The sequence below is a fragment of the Nocardia grenadensis genome (assembly GCF_050942415.1).
In the GTDB taxonomy this organism is placed as follows: Bacteria; Actinomycetota; Actinomycetes; order Mycobacteriales; family Mycobacteriaceae; genus Nocardia; species Nocardia grenadensis.
Window position 1 is genome coordinate 2383985 of sequence record NZ_CP192054.1, and the last position, 18937, is coordinate 2402921.

The window sequence follows — 18937 nt, forward strand, 5'->3', positions numbered from 1 at the left end:
CGCAGGTCGATCTGTGTGGATAGCCGCTGTATCCCTCTCCAGACGCTTTTCCGGCGCTACGACCTGCTATTTTACGCAGAATCTATAATTATTGTTTGGTATCTCTGCAGGTCGAGATAGTGTGCGGGGGTTCGTATCCTCCCCGAGCACCCTTTCGTTGCATTTCTGCGCTGCCAGCTGTGTTCTAACGCTGGCGCCGACACCGCCGTGGCCCATCGCCGAAGTCGGTGCGGCCCTTGTGCGTCTCATCTGCGAACCCACTCGCTGGCAAGTCAGGGCCAGGACGACACGCGGCCGCGGCGCCCACGTCCAGTGGGGCAGGGGTCTGCGTCGGCGTTGGGTCGAAGCCGTATCGCCGGCCGCGGTCCGGAACCCATCGAAGAAAGGCTGAGATCAGTTGAACAGTCTGAGCCCGGGCGGCGAACCGTCGCTATGCCGAGCAAGGTTATAGCCGAGTTCGAAAACCGGCTCAGGGATGCCGCTGGTATCAGCCTCGTCAACATCTATCTGACGCTTCAACCCCCTGAACTCGGAGTAGAAAACGATGCCCCTACGCGGCGCTGGCCGTTCTTTAGAGAACAAATAAGCTATGTCACGGGTGCCCTCGTATCCGACAAGAATACCTGCCGAACCGATGGCATCGAAGGCTGCTGCTGCCGCTGTTGCAGGCCATCTCTTCACGTTCTTGTTGTACGACGGCTGAAAGTAGGCAACTAGAGCGTGTTTCATAAGCCCGATGGTGTGGGGCCGAACCCGTTGTCCGGGTTGAGAAGTTGGTGATATGGCGAGGTCTCCGGTAGTTGGTTGAACGACCAAGCACAACCGGAGACCAACCGGAGACCTCTTGAACAGCGTAACGGCAACCTGCCGTGCGGATCTGACCGATGCCCAGTGGGCAAAACTGAAACCGCTATTACCTGCCGGTATGAAACCGGGCCGGCCACCGCGGTGGTCGAAACGACGGTTGATCGACGGGATCCGCTGGCGGATCCGCACCGGTAGCCCATGGCGTGACATCCCGGCGATGTATGGACCGTGGCAGACGGTGTATGGGTTGTTCCGCCGCTGGCAGCGCGACGGGACGTGGGAATCGATGCTGACCGCGCTGCAAGCCCACGCCGACGCTGCAGGCGAGATCGAGTGGACGGTGAGCGTGGACTCCACCGTCGCCCGAGCGCACCAGCATGCGGCCGGTGCCCGCCGCGACCCGCACCGCCAGGCCGAGCCGGCGGGCGGATTCGATGACGAACCCGCCGACCATGGTCTCGGACGGTCGCGGGGCGGGTTCACCACGAAGCTGCACTTGGCCGCCGACCAGGGGCAGCGGCCGTTGGCTCTGCTGGTCACGCCTGGTCAGTGGGCCGATTGCCCGCAGTTCACGACCGTGCTCGGCGAGATCCGGGTGCCGCGGCTCGGGGTCGGTGGTACCCGGTCGCGTCCGGATCGGGTTCTGGCCGACAAAGCCTATTCTTCGGCGGCCAACCGTGCTTACCTGCGGCGACGCGGGATAAAAGCGACTATCCCGATCAAGGCGGATCAGGCCGCGAATCGCGCGGCCAAAGGCCATGCCGGTGGGCGACCGCCCGCGTTCGATCTCGGTCTCTACGCCCTGCGGCACGCCGTGGAATGCACGATCAACCGCCTGAAACAGCACCGGGCAGTGGCCACCCGGTATGACAAACTCGCCGTCCGCTACCTGGCCACCGTCCGTGTCGCCGCGATCAACCTGTGGTTATCAGGCCCAGGCTTATGAAACACGCGCTAGAGAGTGTCCTCAAAGCCTGGGCGGTCGAGGTGCCGATTTGATTTGATGTGTGGTCGTGGCGCGTAGGCATGAGTTGACCGAGGACCAGTGGCGCACGATCGAGCCGTTGTTGCCGGTTCCGGGGGCAAAAGGCCGCCCGCGGGTGGATGACCGTCGGATCCTGAACGCGATGCTCTACAAGGCCAAGACCGGAGTGGCGTGGCGGGACCTGCCCGAACGGTACGGGCCCTGGAAAACGGTCTACAACCGGTTCTGGCGGTGGTCGCGCAACGGCACCCTGGCGATGCTCGTGCAGCGAGTGCAGGTGATCGCCGAGGCGATCGACGAACTCGATCGCGAGGTGTCGGTGGATTCCTCGCTCGTGCGGGTGCATCAGCACGCGGCCGGCGCTCGGACTCGTGTGGTTCACACAGGGGGACAACGGATCCGGGTGCGGGCACAGCGAACCAGTTGATCATGCCATCGGGCGTTCTCGTGGTGGTCCGACTACGAAAATTTATCTCGCGTGCGACGGCCGCGGCCGGCCGCTCACGCTTGTGCTGACCGCGGGCAACGTCAACGACTGCACCATGTTCACCCAGGTGCTGGCCGGGATCTGGATGCCGAAGCCCGGCCGTGGCCAGTCGTGGAAGCGACCGCGGCGGGTCCTGGCCGACAAGGGGTACTCCACGCGCGCGATCCGTGCTCATTTGCGTGCTCGTGGTATCGCCGCGACGATCCCCGAACGTGTCGATCAGCAGGCCAACCGGCGTCGCCGGGGCAGTGCCGGTGGCCGGCCACCGGTGTTCGATCCGGTGGCCTATCGGCGTCGTAACGTGGTCGAACGCTGCTTCAACCGGCTCAAACAGTATCGAGCGATCGCCACCCGCTACGACAAAACCGCCACCTCGTATCGCGGGATGCTCGACCTGGCCACCCTGCTGATGTGGCTTTGAGGACACTCTCTAGCTTGAGTTTTAACCTCTGAGCTGCCGTTTTGCGACCCCGGGTGCTCATGGGTGAAGCCCTTGGTTGATCATGTCCTCTTGCGACAGAAAGACTTTCAACAACCAAGGGCTTCAGTTGAACAGTGTGCACGACACCGGCTGCGCCGACACGGTCGGGGATCTTTCGGGGTTTCGGCGGGAGTTCTACCGCTGCCTGGCTCGGCGGGCGGACGCGGCGTTCGATGTGGTGGATGCGGTGTTGTGCGCGGACGGTCCGGTGCGATCGTTGCCGGAGTTGTCGCTGGTCGGTGAGCATCGCCGAGGACACGGCAGTGTGTATGCGGCGCTGGATCGCGGTCGGGTCGATATCGCCCGGCTGCGGCGGGCGCTGGTTTCGGTTCCGCTGCCTCGCGCCGCGGACGGCCGGTTGGTGCTGGCGGTCGATATCACCAGCTGGGTGCGGCCGGAGGCGCATACCTGCCCGCAGCGGATCCTGTGTCACACCTACGGGCGGGCGAAGAACACCGCTCAGATGATCCCGGGATGGCCGTATTTGGTGGTCGCGGCCCTGGAAACAGGGCGCAGTTCCTGGACCGCACCTCTGGATGCGGTGCGGCTGGCGCCGGGAGACGATGCCGCGACCGTCACCGCCGGCCAGCTGCGCACCGTCATCGGCAACTTGATCGAGGCCGGGCACTGGCGCCCCGGTGACCCGGATATCTGGATCGTGGCCGACGCCGGATACGACGCACCCCGGCTGGCGTTCCTGCTTGCCGACCTGCCCGTCGCCGTGCTCGCACGGATGCGGTCGGACCGGGTCCTGCGCCGCCACGCACCCGCATGGCAGCCCGGAACCACCGGCCGTCCACCGCGTCACGGCGGTGAGTTCGCTTTCGCTGATCAGACGACCTGGGGTGAACCCGACACCGCTGTCACCACCGACACCCGCCTCTACGGTCCTGCGACAGCACGGTCATGGAACCGTCTGCATCCCAGGCTCACGCACCGTTCTTCCTGGATAACTCAGGTCGGGAAGCTGCCAGTGATCGAAGGCACGGTAATCCGGCTCGACGTCGACCGGCTCCCCAGCGGCGCCATCCCGAAACCGATCTGGCTATGGCATTCGGTCGTCGACCTGGATGCAGCCGAGGTCGAGGTGTTGTGGCAGGCGTTTCTGCGACGGTTCGATATCGAACACACCTTCCGCATGCTCAAACAGACCCTCGGCTGGAACTGCCCGAAACTGCGGAACCCGGCAGCCGCCGACCGGTGGACCTGGCTGCTTCTGGCCGCTTACACCCAACTGCGGCTGGCGCGGAACCTCACCGTCGACCTGAAACGTCCGTGGGAGAAACGCGTTGCTCCGCAACGCCTTACACCCGCACGCGTTCGTCGAGGGTTTCGGCACCTCCGCCGGAAAGCGGCATGTCCGGCCAGAGCACCGAAACCCTCCCGCCCCGGTCCGGGTCGCCCCGCCGGGCACCGCAACCAGCGACCAGCACCTCGCTACAACGTGCACATCAAGACCGCCAGCGACCGGAAACCTCCTCAGAAAGCCGGGCCGCGACCTCGCAGAAACTCCACAAAACACCAGCTCAGAGGTTAAAACTCAAGCTAGGGCGTTCTCTACGACCAAGAGTAGCTCTCGCGTTTCGATCCTGCCGTCGACAGTTAGCATAAAATTCAGCTTCATGAAGTCGTCAAAATCGAATGCTGGTCCACCAGGTTCGTTGGCCTTTGTAAAAATGAACGCACTGTGCACGATGGATACCGGTACGACATGAACCTCATGAGTCCGGTAGTAATCCTCGTAGATTCTACGCAGCGTCTCATGTCCACTTCGGAGCCGGTCAATCGCAGCACGGCCCCTGCCTCCCTGAGCGATTCCGATGTAGAGCACATCCCACTTGCCAACCTCGACTAAGCCTGTGGGGCACCCAGTAGGAGCGGCCAGGGCTGCAAGATGGCTCGTGTCGACCTCCCTCGGGTCACGGCCGGGAACCGGCACGAAAAGCCGCGACCCATCGGGCGCCACTTCAATCACGCCCGACGGGTCTACGCCGTTCACTATGTGCAAGTCGAGCGTATCGACAACATCTGAGTGGCTGAAGTCAAGGGCGCTGAATGGGCCAATCTCTTTCGAGGTATACCGGATTCGATCGCCCGCAGGATCAGATACCTTACTCGCTGTGATCAACGGACGGGCCATGATGATGTAGATGTGGCACTGCTTCATTGCATCTTTGACGGCTTTGTCGTCGGTGAATGACCGTAGCCGCGCGAAGTGCCCTGGATGCAGAGTGACCATGATCTCCGCAACGTCTACCTCGGATGTCACGTGGCACATCGTAATCGGCCAGCGTCGGCGTGGGCTTGCAGCGCGGTCAGCATCGATTCCCACGTTCCGTCGCGCTGCCAGCGGCGGAACAACCCATACACCGTCTGCCACGGTCCATACATCGCCGGGATGTCACGCCATGGGCTACCGGTGCGGATCCGCCAGCGGATCCCGTCGATCAACCGTCGTTTCGACCACCGCGGTGGCCGGCCCGGTTTCATACCGGCAGGTAATAGCGGTTTCAGTTTTGCCCACTGGGCATCGGTCAGATCCGCACGGCAGGTTGCCGTTACGCTGTTCAAGAGGTCTCCGGTTGGTCTCCGGTTGTGCTTGGTCGTTCAACCAACTACCGGAGACCTCGCCATATCACCAACTTCTCAACCCGGACAACGGGTTCGGCCCCACACCATCGGGCTTATGAAACACGCTCTAGCTTGAGTTTTAACCTCTGAGCTGGTGTTTTGTGGAGTTTCTGCGAGGTCGCGGCCCGGCTTTCTGAGGAGGTTTCCGGTCGCTGGCGGTCTTGATGTGCACGTTGTAGCGAGGTGCTGGTCGCTGGTTGCGGTGCCCGGCGGGGCGACCCGGACCGGGGCGGGAGGGTTTCGGTGCTCTGGCCGGACATGCCGCTTTCCGGCGGAGGTGCCGAAACCCTCGACGAACGCGTGCGGGTGTAAGGCGTTGCGGAGCAACGCGTTTCTCCCACGGACGTTTCAGGTCGACGGTGAGGTTCCGCGCCAGCCGCAGTTGGGTGTAAGCGGCCAGAAGCAGCCAGGTCCACCGGTCGGCGGCTGCCGGGTTCCGCAGTTTCGGGCAGTTCCAGCCGAGGGTCTGTTTGAGCATGCGGAAGGTGTGTTCGATATCGAACCGTCGCAGAAACGCCTGCCACAACACCTCGACCTCGGCTGCATCCAGGTCGACGACCGAATGCCATAGCCAGATCGGTTTCGGGATGGCGCCGCTGGGGAGCCGGTCGACGTCGAGCCGGATTACCGTGCCTTCGATCACTGGCAGCTTCCCGACCTGAGTTATCCAGGAAGAACGGTGCGTGAGCCTGGGATGCAGACGGTTCCATGACCGTGCTGTCGCAGGACCGTAGAGGCGGGTGTCGGTGGTGACAGCGGTGTCGGGTTCACCCCAGGTCGTCTGATCAGCGAAAGCGAACTCACCGCCGTGACGCGGTGGACGGCCGGTGGTTCCGGGCTGCCATGCGGGTGCGTGGCGGCGCAGGACCCGGTCCGACCGCATCCGTGCGAGCACGGCGACGGGCAGGTCGGCAAGCAGGAACGCCAGCCGGGGTGCGTCGTATCCGGCGTCGGCCACGATCCAGATATCCGGGTCACCGGGGCGCCAGTGCCCGGCCTCGATCAAGTTGCCGATGACGGTGCGCAGCTGGCCGGCGGTGACGGTCGCGGCATCGTCTCCCGGCGCCAGCCGCACCGCATCCAGAGGTGCGGTCCAGGAACTGCGCCCTGTTTCCAGGGCCGCGACCACCAAATACGGCCATCCCGGGATCATCTGAGCGGTGTTCTTCGCCCGCCCGTAGGTGTGACACAGGATCCGCTGCGGGCAGGTATGCGCCTCCGGCCGCACCCAGCTGGTGATATCGACCGCCAGCACCAACCGGCCGTCCGCGGCGCGAGGCAGCGGAACCGAAACCAGCGCCCGCCGCAGCCGGGCGATATCGACCCGACCGCGATCCAGCGCCGCATACACACTGCCGTGTCCTCGGCGATGCTCACCGACCAGCGACAACTCCGGCAACGATCGCACCGGACCGTCCGCGCACAACACCGCATCCACCACATCGAACGCCGCGTCCGCCCGCCGAGCCAGGCAGCGGTAGAACTCCCGCCGAAACCCCGAAAGATCCCCGACCGTGTCGGCGCAGCCGGTGTCGTGCACACTGTTCAACTGAAGCCCTTGGTTGTTGAAAGTCTTTCTGTCGCAAGAGGACATGATCAACCAAGGGCTTCACCCATGAGCACCCGGGGTCGCAAAACGGCAGCTCAGAGGTTAAAACTCAAGCTAGAGAGTGTCCTCAAAGCCACATCAGCAGGGTGGCCAGGTCGAGCATCCCGCGATACGAGGTGGCGGTTTTGTCGTAGCGGGTGGCGATCGCTCGATACTGTTTGAGCCGGTTGAAGCAGCGTTCGACCACGTTACGACGCCGATAGGCCACCGGATCGAACACCGGTGGCCGGCCACCGGCACTGCCCCGGCGACGCCGGTTGGCCTGCTGATCGACACGTTCGGGGATCGTCGCGGCGATACCACGAGCACGCAAATGAGCACGGATCGCGCGCGTGGAGTACCCCTTGTCGGCCAGGACCCGCCGCGGTCGCTTCCACGACTGGCCACGGCCGGGCTTCGGCATCCAGATCCCGGCCAGCACCTGGGTGAACATGGTGCAGTCGTTGACGTTGCCCGCGGTCAGCACAAGCGTGAGCGGCCGGCCGCGGCCGTCGCACGCGAGATAAATTTTCGTAGTCGGACCACCACGAGAACGCCCGATGGCATGATCAACTGGTTCGCTGTGAATAAGTTTCGCCTATTCCACCCTAGCGATCGTGGAGTCGAAAGAGGAGACTCCGAGGTGGAGAGAATGCGACGGCTGGAGTGCACCCGCTGTCGGTTGGCCGTACGCGAACATTGTGGTGGACCAGGTTTCGGTGTCGTTCTCAGCTCCGTGCTCCGTCGCGTCCGCTGTCTCCAGAACAGCGATTCATTCGGTCGGTCGCTGACACGTAACCCGTCTGTGGCGGCCTGGCCGGGCATTGTCCGGAACGCCGCATGTCAGGGAGTGTCGAGATGAAAGCGATTGTGTACGACGGGCCACGTGAAGTTCATGTGAAGGATGTCCCCGATGCGAGGATAGAGCAGCCGACCGATGTGCTGGTGAAGATCACCAGCACCAACATTTGCGGGTCGGATCTACACATGTACGAAGGCCGCACCGATCTGGAGCCCGGGATGGTTCTTGGTCACGAGAACTTGGGAATCGTGGCAGAAGTAGGCGATGCGGTGGTCAAGGTCACCGCGGGGGACCGGGTGTGCCTACCATTCAACATCGGTTGCGGCTTCTGCCGCAACTGCGAGGAAGGGTTGACCGCGTTCTGCCTGACAGTGCACCCGGATCCGAAGATGGCGGGCGCCGCGTTCGGTTTCGCCGGGATGGGACCGTTCTGGGGCGGGCAGGCGGAGTATCTGCGGGTGCCGTTCGGTGACTTCAATTGCCTGCGACTGCCTGAGGACGCCGAGGACAAGGAAGCCGACTATGTGATGCTTTCCGATATCTTCCCCACCGGGTGGCACTGCACCCGACTGGCCGATATGCGACCCGGCGATTCGATGGTCGTCTATGGAGCCGGGCCGGTCGGCCTGATGGCGGCGTACTCGGCGATGATCCAGGGCGCGAGCCAGGTGATGATCGTGGATCGTCACCCCGACCGGTTGCGGCTCGCCGAGCAGATCGGGGTCACACCCATCGACGACTCCATCGGCGACCCGGTCGAGCAGGTCCTCGATATGACCGGCGGGCGCGGCGCCGACAAGGGCTGTGAGTGCGTCGGGTACCAGGCGCACGACCCGCGAGGTCACGAGGACGCCGCGATGACGATGAACCGACTCGTCGACTCGGTGCGTTTCACCGGACATATCGGCGTGGTCGGCATTTTCCTGCCTCAGGACCGCAACGCCCCTGACGAACTCGAACGCAACGGCAAGATCGCCTTCGACATGGGCAAATTCTGGTTCAAGGGGCAGAAGGCCGGTACCGGACAGGCCAACGTCAAGCATTACAACCGGCAGCTGCGTGACCTGATCCACCGGGGCCGGGCGACTCCGTCCTGGATCGTCTCTCATGAGCTCCCGCTGGCCGAGGCCGAGTCCGGCTACCGGCACTTCGATGCCCGTGATGACGGATGGACCAAGGTCGTGCTGCATCCGTGAGGCGGCCCTGACCGAGAGGAGCACGACAATGACAACAGCACTGAAGGCCACGTCGATCGCGGCACCGGCTGTCGAGTTCGCGGAGACCACGGCAGGTGCGTCATGACAGTCGACCAGGGGTCGGTGTCCCTCGACGACGCGCAGCGGGTGATTGCCGCCGGCCGGGCCAAAGCCGCCGAGATCGAGTCGCCGTCGAATATTGCAGTGGTCGATGCCGGCGGCAACCTCGTAGCCCATGCGCGGATGGACGGCGCCTGGATCGCCAGCATCGACATCTCGATAAACAAGGCATTCACTGCGCGAGCACTGGACATCTCGACCGAAGACCTTGCGGTCGATGCGGGTCCGGGTGCGCAGTTCTACGGGATACACAGCTCCAACGGTGGGCGAATCATGATCTTCGCCGGCGGCGTCCCGCTGCGGCACAACGGACAGGTCGTCGGAGCGGTCGGCGTCAGCGGCGGCACCCGAGAGCAGGACAAGACCGTCGTCGCGGCGGCCGCAGCGGCGATGTGAACAGTGAACTATGTCGACAGGGCAACATCGCGGAGATCACCTGCGGTCGCCGGCGAACCGGGTGTGTTCTCGGATAGCTCGATGCCGGGCGGAGTAGTAACGGTTCGGCGATCGAATGTGCGGCGGCGGTCGACACATGATGCGTCGGGTGCGACAATTTCGGGTAACGGGAGTTCTGCGTGCGGAAGCACGATACAGCGGCTGATGCGTTGAGCCCGTACATACGAGCCGCTCGAGTGGTCGGCCCGGAGCCGTGCCGGTAGTGCAGTCCGGCCGATACCGTCTCCCGTTTTCGTCGTATGCCCGAAGGCGGATGAAGAACTTCATGCGGTTGAGCCGTGCGTGAGCTCAACCCGTTGACCGGCCGGAGCCGAATCGGTACACGTGCGGCTCGGCGAACCTCGAATCATCGCCGCCGAGGGGGCGTGATGACAGAGTCCAGTAGCGGAGCCTCCGCGGTGGATCCGAGCCGCGCGGCACGTCGGGTAGTGGCAACGTTCGACTCTCACGCCGACGCAGGAAGCGCTGTCGACCATCTCTCCGACCAGCATTTCGCGGTGAACCAACTGGCCATCGTCGCACGTGATCTCCAGCTGATCGAACAGGTCGTCGGCCGGTTCCACGCTGGTCTGGCCGCTCTGCTCGGAGTGCTCATGTATGCGCGCTAGAGGCGACCGACGGCACGTCACCTCGATCCAATCGAAGGGAATGACTCATGGCAACTGCAGTAGGCATCGATCTCGGCACCACCAACTCGGTCATCGCGAGCTGGCAAGGCGGCGAGGCGGTGGTGATCTCCAACGTCGAGGGGGCACGGACGACGCCGTCGGTGGTGGCGTTCACCGAGAGCGGTGAGCGCCTTGTGGGTCAGCTCGCCCGTCGGCAGGCGATCTTGAATCCGAAGGGCACGATCTACTCGGCGAAACGCTTCATCGGACGTCATTTCGACGAGATCTCCGAGGAGGCCAAGGCAGTGAGTTTCGACGTCGTGCCGGGTGACAACGGTGAGGCGCGGTTCGACGTGCGCGGTAAGAAGTACGCGCCGGAGGAGATCAGTGCCCTGGTGCTGCGCAAGCTCGTCGACGACGCGAGCAAATTCCTCGGTGAGAAGGTCAAGGAAGTGGTCATCACCGTTCCCGCCTATTTCAACGACGCGCAACGCAACGCCACCAAGGACGCCGGCCGCATCGCCGGCCTCGAAGTTCTGCGGATCATCAATGAGCCGACCGCCGCGGCACTGGCGTACGGCATGGACAAGCAGACCCATGAGACCGTACTGGTCTTCGACCTCGGTGGCGGAACGTTCGATGTGAGCCTGCTCGATGTCGGCGACGGAGTGGTCGAGGTGCGTTCCACGGCCGGCGACTCTCACCTCGGCGGTGACGACTTCGATCGACGGTTGGTCGACTACCTCGCCGATGAATTCCAGAGTGCGGAGAATATCGATCTGCGCAAGGACCCGCAGGCGTTGCAGCGCCTGTTCGAGGCTGCAGAGAAAGCCAAGGTCGAGTTGTCCTCGATGAGTCAGGCCCAGGTCAACTTGCCTTTCGTCACCGCTGACGCGAACGGCCCCAAACATCTCACCACGACGATCATGCGTTCGAAATTCGAGGATCTGACGGCCGATCTGGTGGAACGCTGCCTCGGTCCGGTGAAGCGGGCGATGAGTGACGCCAAAGTCACCGCCAACGATATCGACGAGGTGATCCTGGTCGGCGGTTCGACACGTATTCCTGCGGTGCAGGCGCTGGTGCGCCGGCTCACCGGCGGCAAAGACCCCAATATGAGCGTCAACCCCGATGAGGTCGTGGCGCTCGGTGCCGCGGTCCAGGCGGGCGTGCTCAAGGGCGAAGTCTCCGATGTGCTGCTGCTCGATGTGACCCCATTGTCCCTCGGCGTCGAAACCCAGGGTGGGGTGATGACCAAGATCATCGAGCGCAACACCACGATCCCCGCCCGGCGCAGTGAAGTGTTCTCCACCGCGGAAGACAACCAGTCGGCAGTGGACGTCGTGGTGCTGCAGGGCGAACGCGAACGAGCCGCCGACAATCGGGTGCTGGGCCGGTTCCGGCTGGAAGACATCCGCCCCGCGCCACGGGGCGAGGCCCAGGTCGAGGTCACTTTCGATATCGACGCCAACGGCATCCTCAACGTCACCGCCCGCGATAAAGACACCGGCAAGGAACAGAGCATCACGATCAGTGAGCAGGGCAATCTGGATCAGGGCGAGGTCGAGCGCATGCTGGCCGAGGCCGAACGGAACCGGAGTGAGGACGAGGCGCTACGGAAGGCGGTCGATGCGCGCAACGCGCTCGATTCGGTGGCCTATCAGGTGGAACGGCGACTCGCCGAACTCGGTGACAGTGCCCCACCCCACGACAAGGCACGCGCCGAGATGCTGGTCGCCGACGCCCGGAAGGCTGTGAACGAGGGGGCTTCACCGGCGGAAGTGCAGCCACTCACCTCGGAGTTGCAGCAGTTGCTGTACGGGCTCGCACCGGTCCAGACAGGCGGCGACGGACACCGGGCAGACGGTGGGGACACTGCGTCGTCGGAGGACGACGACGTGATCGACGCCGAATTCGACCGGAGCTGAGGTACGCGATGGAGAGGTCCGCAGATCGTTCGACGACCGAGTCGGCCACCGAGGACACCGACCGGGACCAGGCCGAGACGCCGCCTGATCCCACCGGTACGGAGAGCGAGTCGGCTCAACTCGAGGACCGCTGGCGTAGGGCGCTCGCGGACCTGGACAACCTGCGCAAACGCTATGCCAAGGATCTGGGCCGGGAACGCGCTGCGGAGGTGGCGAAGGTGTCCGCGGCATGGCTGCCGGTCCTGGACAATCTGGAGCTCGCGCTGGCCCACGCCGGTAGTGATCCGCAGGCTGTCGTCGAGGGTGTGAAGGCGATCCGGGATCAGGCGGTGCAGGTGCTGTCACAGTTCGGTTTCGAACGCCACGACGAGGTCGGTGTGCCGTTCTCCCCGGAACTGCACGAAGTGGTCGGTGTGGTGGACCGCCCCGACCTCGATTCCGGGACTGTGGTCGATGTCGTGCGACCGGGGTATGGCGCGGACGGGCGGCAGTTGCGTCCCGCCGCGGTGCTCGTCAGCCGATCCGAGGGGTGAGCAGCGATGGCGCGCGATTACTACGAAGTTCTCGGAGTCCCGCGTGGCGCCGGCGCCGACGAAATCCAGCAGGCGTACCGAAAGCTGGCTCGCAAATATCACCCCGATGTGAACAAGGACCCCACCGCGGAGGACACATTCAAGGAGGTGAACGAGGCCTACCAAGTGTTGTCCGACCCGGACACTCGCACACGCTACGACCGATTCGGTGCGGACTTCCGGCGGGTGCCCGAGGACTACGAGGAACGGGTCCGGGCAAGCGCCGGTGGGGGATACGGTGGCGGGGGATATGGCGGCAGGGGCGCAAGGGTGCACTTCGGTCGGGGTTTCGGTGGCCAGGGCCCGGTCGACTTCGAGGATCTCTTCGGGCAGATGTTCTCCGGCGGTGGCGGGTACGGGCCGATTCCCGGGGCGGATCAGGAAGCGGAACTGGAACTGACGCTGGAAGAGGCGTATCGGGGCGGCAAACGCACTCTCGGGCTGGACGGACGGCAGTACGACGTCGACATTCCGGCCGGTGTCCTGGACGGGCAGCGAATCCGGCTGGCCGGGCAGGGCGGCCGGGGCGGTGGTGACGCGCCGCCGGGAGATCTGTATCTCGTGGTGCGGATCAGGCCGCATCCCCGGTTCCGGGTGCAGGGCCGCGATATCTATGTCGACCTGCCGGTATCGCCCTGGGAGGCAGCCCTCGGTGCGACCGTAGTCGTGCCCACCCCGGGTGGCGAGGCGAAAGTCAAAGTGGCGCCGGGCTCGTCGACGGGTAGGAAGCTGCGCTTGCGCGGAGAAGGAATGCCCAATCCACGTGGCCCCGCCGGCAACCTCTACGCCGAGATCAAAGTGATGGTGCCGTCGAACCCGACAGCACGCGAACAGGACTTGTTCGAGCAACTGGCCGCCGAGTCGAACTTCGATCCGAGGAAAGTGAAATGAGCACACCACTGCCGGGCGCCCGGTACGTCTTGGTTCGCCGTACCGGATTGTCGCCGGATGCCTTCGCCGAACGTACCGGGCTACACCCCGACCTGGCCCGGAGACTGGTCGCTCTCGGATTACTCGACGCCCACCGCGATGCCGGCGGCGAGATGTCGTTCGAACCATCCGAAGTCGCCCACGCCGCCCGCATCCAACGGCTGAGAACCGGTCTGGGCCTGAACTACTCGGCAATCGGGCTTGTGCTCGATCTGCTGGATCGAATCGAGGAACTCGAAGCCGCTTCCCGCAGAAGGAGGACGCCCCCATGGACACCGGCAGCCTGACCGAGAAGTCACGAGAAGCCCTGCAGGAAGCTCAGAATGTAGCGACCAGAATGGGTCATACCGAGGTCGACGGTGAGCACCTGCTGCTCGCATTGGTCGATCAGCAAGGAGCACTGGTCCCCAGACTGCTCGAACAGGCCGGCGCGAACATCGATGCGCTGCGATCTGATCTGGAGCGTGAACTGTCGCGTCGGCCGAAGGTCAGCGGGCCCGGCGCGACGCCCGGCCAGGTGACGATCACCCAGCGCCTGGCCAAGCTGCTCGATGCCGCGGAACGGGAGTCGAAGCGACTCAAGGATTCTTATGTCTCGGTGGAACATCTCGTGATGGCACTCTCCGAGGAGGGGGCGGCCAGTCCGGCGGGGCGGGTCCTCGCGAGTCACGGGGTCACGCGAGAGTCCTTCCTCGCCGCTCTTACCGCGGTGCGTGGCAATCAGCGTGTTACCTCGGCGACTCCGGAAGGTGCGTACGAGGCCTTGGAAAAGTACGGACGTGACCTCGTCTCCGAAGGACGGGCAGGCAAACTCGATCCGGTCATCGGTCGAGATGCGGAGATCCGCAGGGTGACGCAGATCTTGAGTCGGAAGACGAAGAACAATCCGGTACTGATCGGTGACCCCGGTGTCGGTAAGACCGCGATCGTCGAGGGCCTCGCCCAGCGGATAGTCCGCGGCGATGTACCCGAGGGCCTGCGTGACAAGACGATCTTCTCGCTCGATATGGGTTCGCTGGTAGCGGGGGCGAAATACCGCGGCGAGTTCGAGGAGCGGCTGCAAGCGGTGCTGTCCGAGGTCAAGGCGGCCGAGGGGCGCATCCTGTTGTTCGTCGACGAATTGCATACTGTTGTCGGCGCGGGATCGGTCGGCGGCGAGGGGTCGCTCGACGCCGGCAATATGCTCAAACCGATGCTCGCCCGCGGCGAACTGCACATGATCGGTGCCACGACACTCGACGAGTATCGCAAGCACATCGAATCCGACGCGGCCCTGGAGCGCCGCTTCCAGACCGTTCTGGTCGACGAGCCCACCGTCGAGGATGCGGTCTCGATTCTGCGCGGTCTCCGGGAACGCCTCGAGGTGTTCCACGGCGTGAAGATCCAGGACGGCGCACTGGTGGCCGCGGTGACCCTCTCACACCGGTACATCACCGACCGCTTCCTCCCGGACAAAGCGATCGACCTGGTGGATGAGGCCTGCGCGCGGCTGCGCACCGAAATCGATTCGATGCCTGCCGAACTCGATGAACTCACCCGTAAAGTCACCCGGCTGGAGATCGAAGAGGCCGCGCTGTCCAAAGAGGCGGACGCGGCCAGCAAGGCGCGCCTCGAAGAACTGCGCAAGGAACTGGCCGACCTGCGCGCCGAAGCCGACGCCCGGCACGCTCAGTGGGATGCGGAGCGGCAGGCGATCCGGCGGGTGCAGGAACTGCGCGGAGAGCTGGAACGACTTCGCCACGAAGCCGAGGAAGCGGAGCGCAACTACGACCTCAATCGGGCCGCCGAGTTGCGATACGGCGAGATCACCGAGCTGGAACGCAGGCTCGCGGCGGCGGAGGAGCAACTGACCACCCGGCAAGGCGGGAATCCGTTACTGCGCGAGGTCGTCACCGAAGACGAAATCGCGGGGATCGTGGCCGCATGGACGGGTATCCCCGTCGCCCGGCTGCAGGAAGGCGAGCGCGAGAAACTGCTCAAGCTCGACGAGATTCTGCACGAAAGGGTCGTCGGCCAGGACGAGGCGGTGCAACTGGTCGCAGACGCGGTGATCCGGGCGCGCTCCGGTATCCGCGATCCACGCCGCCCGATCGGCTCGTTCATCTTCCTGGGCCCGACCGGCGTGGGAAAGACCGAGCTCGCGAAGACACTGGCCGGCGCCCTCTTCGACAGCGAAGACAATATGGTGCGTCTGGATATGAGCGAATACCAGGAGCGGCATACGGTGAGCAGGCTCATCGGCGCGCCCCCCGGGTACGTCGGCTACGACGAGGGCGGCCAGCTCACCGAGGCGGTGCGCCGCAAGCCGTACTCCGTGGTGCTCTTCGACGAGATCGAGAAGGCCCATGCCGACGTCTTCAATACCCTGCTGCAGGTGCTCGATGATGGCCGGATCACCGACTCCCAGGGCAGACAGGTCGATTTCCGCAACACCGTGATCATCATGACCTCCAATATCGGATCCCATCACCTCCTCGACGGCGTCACCGCCAACGGTGAGATCAAGCCGGACGCACGCGAGCGGGTGTTGGGGGAACTGCGCGGCCACTTCCGTCCCGAGTTCCTCAACCGGGTCGACGACATCGTGTTGTTCACACCGCTCACCCTGTCCCAGATCGAGCACATCGTCGATCTGCAACTCATCGACCTCCGGAACAGGCTGGAGCAGCGGCAGATACACCTGGATATCACCGCGGAAGCACGTCGGCTCATCGCCGAACACGGTTTCGACCCGGTCTACGGCGCGCGGCCGCTGCGGCGATACATCGCTCACGAGGTCGAGACCAAGATAGGTCGCGCGCTGTTGCGTGGCGAGATCGAACCGGGTGGTGTCATCCGTGTCACGGTGGACGGCGGTGAGCTCGCCGTCGCCTACGCCGAGCCCGCTGTCGCGGCGGCGTGAGGGGGTGTGGTCATGGGGTCCGAGACGGTGAAATGCTCGAACTGCGGCAAGAGGAACAAGGTCCCCGCAGCAGGAGCAGGCACTCCGCGCTGCGGGAACTGCCACGAGCCGCTGCCCTGGATCGCCTCGGCAGCAGACGGCGACTTCGCGGAGATCGCCGAGAAGTCCTCGGTGCCGGTGCTCGTCGACCTCTGGGCGACCTGGTGCGGCCCGTGCCGCATGGTCAGCCCGGCGCTCGAGCAGCTCGCTCGGGAACGCGCGGGTCAGATCAAGCTGGTGAAGACCGACGTGGACGCTGCGCCCGCGACCGCCGAACGGTTCACCGTCCGCGCCGTGCCGACGCTGCTGGTGCTGGACCGGGGCGAGGTCCTGGCACGTCAGGCGGGTGCCGCTCCGGTACCACAACTGCGCGCCTGGCTCGATCAGGCGCTCTCGGCAAAGGTAGGCAAGGAGACGAAGTCATGACTTCTGCACCTGTGGACCCGCACGTGACCGCCATCCGGCCCGTCGTACCCCGGACCCCGCAGGGCTGCGAGGAATGCCTTCGCCTCGGCACCCCGTGGGTACATCTGAGGTTGTGCCTGACATGCGGACACGTCGGTTGCTGCGACTCCTCACCGGGTAAGCACGCGAGCGCGCACGCTCGCGTCATCGGCCACCCGATCGTCCAGTCGATGGAGCCGGGTGAAGATTGGCGCTGGTGCTATGTCGACCAGAACCTCGTCTGAGGACCCCATGCCCGTCCGCGATATCGAGCAGGTCGACGACGAGACCCCCGACGAGCTGGGAGCATTCCCGCGGCTGACAGAAGACCAGGTCGCGACCCTCGAAGCCGGGGGCGCGCGTCGACCGGTACGCGCCGGCGAAGTGCTGATCCGAGAGGGCGAACCCAGTCAGGACTTCTTCGTGATCCTCTCGGGCAAGGTCGCGATCATCGACGAAGGCGACGGAGAAAGTGAACGCCGGATACTGCGGGTGCACGGTCCCGGCCGGTTCCTGGGCGAGCTCGGGCTGCTGGAAGGCCAGGTGGCGTTCTTCACCGCCGAGGTGATCGGGGACGGCGAGATACTCGTCGTCCCGGCCGAGCGGGTGCGTGAACTGGTGGCGCACGATCTCGTACTCAGCGATCTGATCCTGCGCGCCTACCTGGTGCGCCGGCACCTGCTGATCGGCCTCGGTTCGGGGTTCCGGATAATCGGCTCCTGCTATTCACCCGATACGCTGCGGCTTCGCGAGTTCGCCGTGCGAAACCGGTTGCCCCACAGGTGGATCGACGTGGAGCAGGACGAAAGGGCGGAGCAGCTGCTGCGCAGCCTGGGCGTCGCTCCCGAGGACACTCCCGTCGTGATCTGGCACGGCCGAAAGGTGCTGCGCAATCCGCCGAACGCCGAACTCGCCCGTATCGTCGGGCTTCCGGCTCCGGGCCCGGTCCGGGACACGACTGAGGACGTGTGCGACCTCATCGTGGTGGGGGCGGGACCGGCCGGTCTGGCCGCTTCCGTGTACGGCGCTTCGGACGGGCTGAACACGGTGACACTGGAGTCGATCGCCGCGGGCGGGCAGGCCAGTACCTCCTCCCGGATCGAGAACTACCTCGGGTTCCCGGCCGGTATCTCCGGCGCCGAATTGGCGGAGCGGGCCGTGCTCCAGGCCGGGAAGTTCGGTGCCCGGCTGCTGGTGTCCGCGGAGGTGACCGGTTCGATGCCCGAGGACGGGTACCACGCGCTCCCGCTCGCGGACGGCGGTGTGGTTCGCGGCCGAGCCGTCGTGCTCGCCACCGGTGCGCGATATCGCAAGCTGACGGTCCCCGGGATCGAGGCGCTGGAGGGAACGAGCGTGTACTATGCCGCGACCCATCAGGAAGCGCGGATGTGCGGCACCAACCCGGTGGCCGTCGTCGGCGGCGGAAACTCCGCCGGACAGGCCACCGTGTTTCTCGCGGGCAGTGTCTCCCGTGTTCACCTGCTCATCCGCGGCGGTGACCTCGGCAAGAGTATGTCCCGGTATCTGGTCGACCAGATCGAGCGCCATCCGCGGGTGATCGTGCACCGGAATACCGAGGTTCGTACGGTCCACGGGGAGAAGTATCTCGAACAGATCATGGTCGAGAACAATCACACGGGGGAGCAGAACACTCTCCGGGTGCGCGCCCTGTTCGTCTTCATCGGGGCGATGCCCTACTCCGGTTGGCTGGCCGACACGATCGCACTCGACGACCACGGTTTCGTCCTCACCGGCATGGACGCGGTCCACGCCCGAGGCGACGGCACACGGCGGACCGGTGCCCGGTCGCCGAGGTCGCTCGAAACAAGCCTGCCTGGTCTCTTCGCGGCGGGCGATGTTCGTAGCGGCTCCGTGAAGCGGGTCGCATCCGCTGTCGGTGAAGGCGCGATGGCGGTTCGCCAAATCCATGAATACTTCGACAGGAGCTGACGACATGCCAG

The 18937-nt window shown here is 64.8% G+C and carries 17 protein-coding genes and 2 pseudogenes; 14 read left to right on the plus strand and 5 right to left on the minus strand.

Translation table 11 applies throughout. The features are described 5' to 3' along the window. Window positions 1-393 precede the first annotated feature (393 nt). Entirely contained in the window at window positions 394-729 is a 336-nt protein-coding gene (locus ACQPYS_RS10830) for a hypothetical protein (RefSeq protein ID WP_433492486.1), read from the minus strand. 115 nt (window positions 730-844) lie between these two features. On the opposite strand from ACQPYS_RS10830, the gene ACQPYS_RS10835 reads away from it, so the two are divergent. From ACQPYS_RS10835 to ACQPYS_RS10845, 3 genes and pseudogenes are all read left to right on the plus strand, one after another. Continuing rightward, entirely contained in the window at window positions 845-1753 is a 909-nt protein-coding gene (locus tag ACQPYS_RS10835) for an IS5 family transposase (RefSeq protein WP_433490149.1), read from the plus strand. Window positions 1754-1814: 61 nt separating this feature from the next. Next, window positions 1815-2700, plus strand: a pseudogene (locus ACQPYS_RS10840) (IS5 family transposase). Between the two features lie 136 nt (window positions 2701-2836). Next, window positions 2837-4297, plus strand: coding sequence for an NF041680 family putative transposase (locus ACQPYS_RS10845; protein ID WP_433493022.1), 1461 nt, complete (start codon window positions 2837-2839; stop codon window positions 4295-4297). A 3-nt stretch (window positions 4298-4300) separates the two neighbouring features. Here ACQPYS_RS10845 and ACQPYS_RS10850 read toward each other — a convergent pair whose 3' ends face one another. The 4 genes and pseudogenes from ACQPYS_RS10850 to ACQPYS_RS10865 all read right to left on the minus strand — a co-directional run. Beyond that, on the minus strand, window positions 4301-5029 hold the full coding sequence (locus ACQPYS_RS10850; RefSeq protein ID WP_433492487.1) for a hypothetical protein: 729 nt from the start codon (window positions 5027-5029) through the stop codon (window positions 4301-4303). Beyond that, entirely contained in the window at window positions 5026-5331 is a 306-nt protein-coding gene (locus tag ACQPYS_RS10855; protein ID WP_433492488.1) for a transposase, read from the minus strand. The genes ACQPYS_RS10850 and ACQPYS_RS10855 overlap by 4 nt, the downstream gene beginning before the upstream one ends. A gap of 139 nt (window positions 5332-5470) precedes the next feature. Further along, window positions 5471-6931: an NF041680 family putative transposase gene (locus tag ACQPYS_RS10860; RefSeq protein ID WP_433493022.1), complete on the minus strand. Its 1461-nt coding sequence runs from the start codon at window positions 6929-6931 to the stop codon at window positions 5471-5473. Between the two features lie 136 nt (window positions 6932-7067). Further along, window positions 7068-7544, minus strand: a pseudogene (locus ACQPYS_RS10865) (IS5 family transposase); the annotation flags it as partial. Between the two features lie 293 nt (window positions 7545-7837). Between ACQPYS_RS10865 and ACQPYS_RS10870 the strand changes: the two are divergent. The 11 genes from ACQPYS_RS10870 to ACQPYS_RS10920 all read left to right on the plus strand — a co-directional run bounded on the left by ACQPYS_RS10870 (window position 7838) and on the right by ACQPYS_RS10920 (window position 18926). Continuing rightward, the gene (locus tag ACQPYS_RS10870) at window positions 7838-8977 is read left to right on the plus strand and encodes a glutathione-independent formaldehyde dehydrogenase (RefSeq protein WP_433492489.1); all 1140 of its coding nucleotides are present in this window, start codon (window positions 7838-7840) and stop codon (window positions 8975-8977) included. Between the two features lie 102 nt (window positions 8978-9079). After that, on the plus strand, window positions 9080-9493 hold the full coding sequence (locus tag ACQPYS_RS10875; protein WP_063036078.1) for a GlcG/HbpS family heme-binding protein: 414 nt from the start codon (window positions 9080-9082) through the stop codon (window positions 9491-9493). A 428-nt stretch (window positions 9494-9921) separates the two neighbouring features. Further along, window positions 9922-10161, plus strand: coding sequence for a general stress protein (locus ACQPYS_RS10880; protein WP_433492490.1), 240 nt, complete (start codon window positions 9922-9924; stop codon window positions 10159-10161). Between the two features lie 47 nt (window positions 10162-10208). Beyond that, window positions 10209-12089 (plus strand): molecular chaperone DnaK, encoded by a 1881-nt coding sequence (dnaK, locus tag ACQPYS_RS10885; RefSeq protein WP_433492491.1) that lies wholly within the window; start codon window positions 10209-10211, stop codon window positions 12087-12089. An 8-nt stretch (window positions 12090-12097) separates the two neighbouring features. Continuing rightward, window positions 12098-12622, plus strand: coding sequence for a nucleotide exchange factor GrpE (locus ACQPYS_RS10890; RefSeq protein ID WP_431941940.1), 525 nt, complete (start codon window positions 12098-12100; stop codon window positions 12620-12622). A gap of 6 nt (window positions 12623-12628) precedes the next feature. Next, window positions 12629-13552 carry a DnaJ C-terminal domain-containing protein gene (locus ACQPYS_RS10895; protein WP_433492492.1) on the plus strand — a complete coding sequence of 308 codons (924 nt, stop codon included), beginning with the start codon at window positions 12629-12631 and terminating at the stop codon, window positions 13550-13552. After that, window positions 13549-13878 (plus strand): chaperone modulator CbpM, encoded by a 330-nt coding sequence (locus ACQPYS_RS10900; RefSeq protein ID WP_431941938.1) that lies wholly within the window; start codon window positions 13549-13551, stop codon window positions 13876-13878. Before ACQPYS_RS10895 ends, ACQPYS_RS10900 begins: the two co-directional genes overlap by 4 nt. Beyond that, window positions 13860-16493, plus strand: a complete 2634-nt coding sequence (gene clpB / locus ACQPYS_RS10905) for an ATP-dependent chaperone ClpB (RefSeq protein WP_433492493.1) — start codon at window positions 13860-13862, stop codon at window positions 16491-16493. The genes ACQPYS_RS10900 and clpB overlap by 19 nt, the downstream gene beginning before the upstream one ends. Before the next feature lie 12 nt (window positions 16494-16505). Beyond that, entirely contained in the window at window positions 16506-16958 is a 453-nt protein-coding gene (gene trxA / locus ACQPYS_RS10910) for a thioredoxin (RefSeq protein ID WP_431941936.1), read from the plus strand. Beyond that, window positions 16955-17221 carry a UBP-type zinc finger domain-containing protein gene (locus ACQPYS_RS10915; RefSeq protein ID WP_084480648.1) on the plus strand — a complete coding sequence of 89 codons (267 nt, stop codon included), beginning with the start codon at window positions 16955-16957 and terminating at the stop codon, window positions 17219-17221. Before trxA ends, ACQPYS_RS10915 begins: the two co-directional genes overlap by 4 nt. Then, window positions 17199-18926 carry an FAD-dependent oxidoreductase gene (locus ACQPYS_RS10920; RefSeq protein WP_433492494.1) on the plus strand — a complete coding sequence of 576 codons (1728 nt, stop codon included), beginning with the start codon at window positions 17199-17201 and terminating at the stop codon, window positions 18924-18926. The genes ACQPYS_RS10915 and ACQPYS_RS10920 overlap by 23 nt, the downstream gene beginning before the upstream one ends. Window positions 18927-18937: the final 11 nt, after the last annotated feature.

Excerpts from the sequence above, each read along its gene's own strand:
- ACQPYS_RS10830 (WP_433492486.1), bottom strand. The coding sequence starts at position 729 with ATGAAACACGCTCTAGTTGCCTACTTTCAGCCGTCGTACAACAAGAAC.
- ACQPYS_RS10870 (WP_433492489.1), top strand. The coding sequence starts at position 7,838 with ATGAAAGCGATTGTGTACGACGGGCCACGTGAAGTTCATGTGAAGGAT.
- ACQPYS_RS10875 (WP_063036078.1), top strand. The coding sequence starts at position 9,080 with ATGACAGTCGACCAGGGGTCGGTGTCCCTCGACGACGCGCAGCGGGTG.
- ACQPYS_RS10880 (WP_433492490.1), top strand. The coding sequence starts at position 9,922 with ATGACAGAGTCCAGTAGCGGAGCCTCCGCGGTGGATCCGAGCCGCGCG.
- dnaK (WP_433492491.1), top strand. The coding sequence starts at position 10,209 with ATGGCAACTGCAGTAGGCATCGATCTCGGCACCACCAACTCGGTCATC.
- ACQPYS_RS10890 (WP_431941940.1), top strand. The coding sequence starts at position 12,098 with ATGGAGAGGTCCGCAGATCGTTCGACGACCGAGTCGGCCACCGAGGAC.
- ACQPYS_RS10895 (WP_433492492.1), top strand. The coding sequence starts at position 12,629 with ATGGCGCGCGATTACTACGAAGTTCTCGGAGTCCCGCGTGGCGCCGGC.
- ACQPYS_RS10900 (WP_431941938.1), top strand. The coding sequence starts at position 13,549 with ATGAGCACACCACTGCCGGGCGCCCGGTACGTCTTGGTTCGCCGTACC.
- clpB (WP_433492493.1), top strand. The coding sequence starts at position 13,860 with ATGGACACCGGCAGCCTGACCGAGAAGTCACGAGAAGCCCTGCAGGAA.
- trxA (WP_431941936.1), top strand. The coding sequence starts at position 16,506 with ATGGGGTCCGAGACGGTGAAATGCTCGAACTGCGGCAAGAGGAACAAG.
- ACQPYS_RS10915 (WP_084480648.1), top strand. The coding sequence starts at position 16,955 with ATGACTTCTGCACCTGTGGACCCGCACGTGACCGCCATCCGGCCCGTC.
- ACQPYS_RS10920 (WP_433492494.1), top strand. The coding sequence starts at position 17,199 with ATGTCGACCAGAACCTCGTCTGAGGACCCCATGCCCGTCCGCGATATC.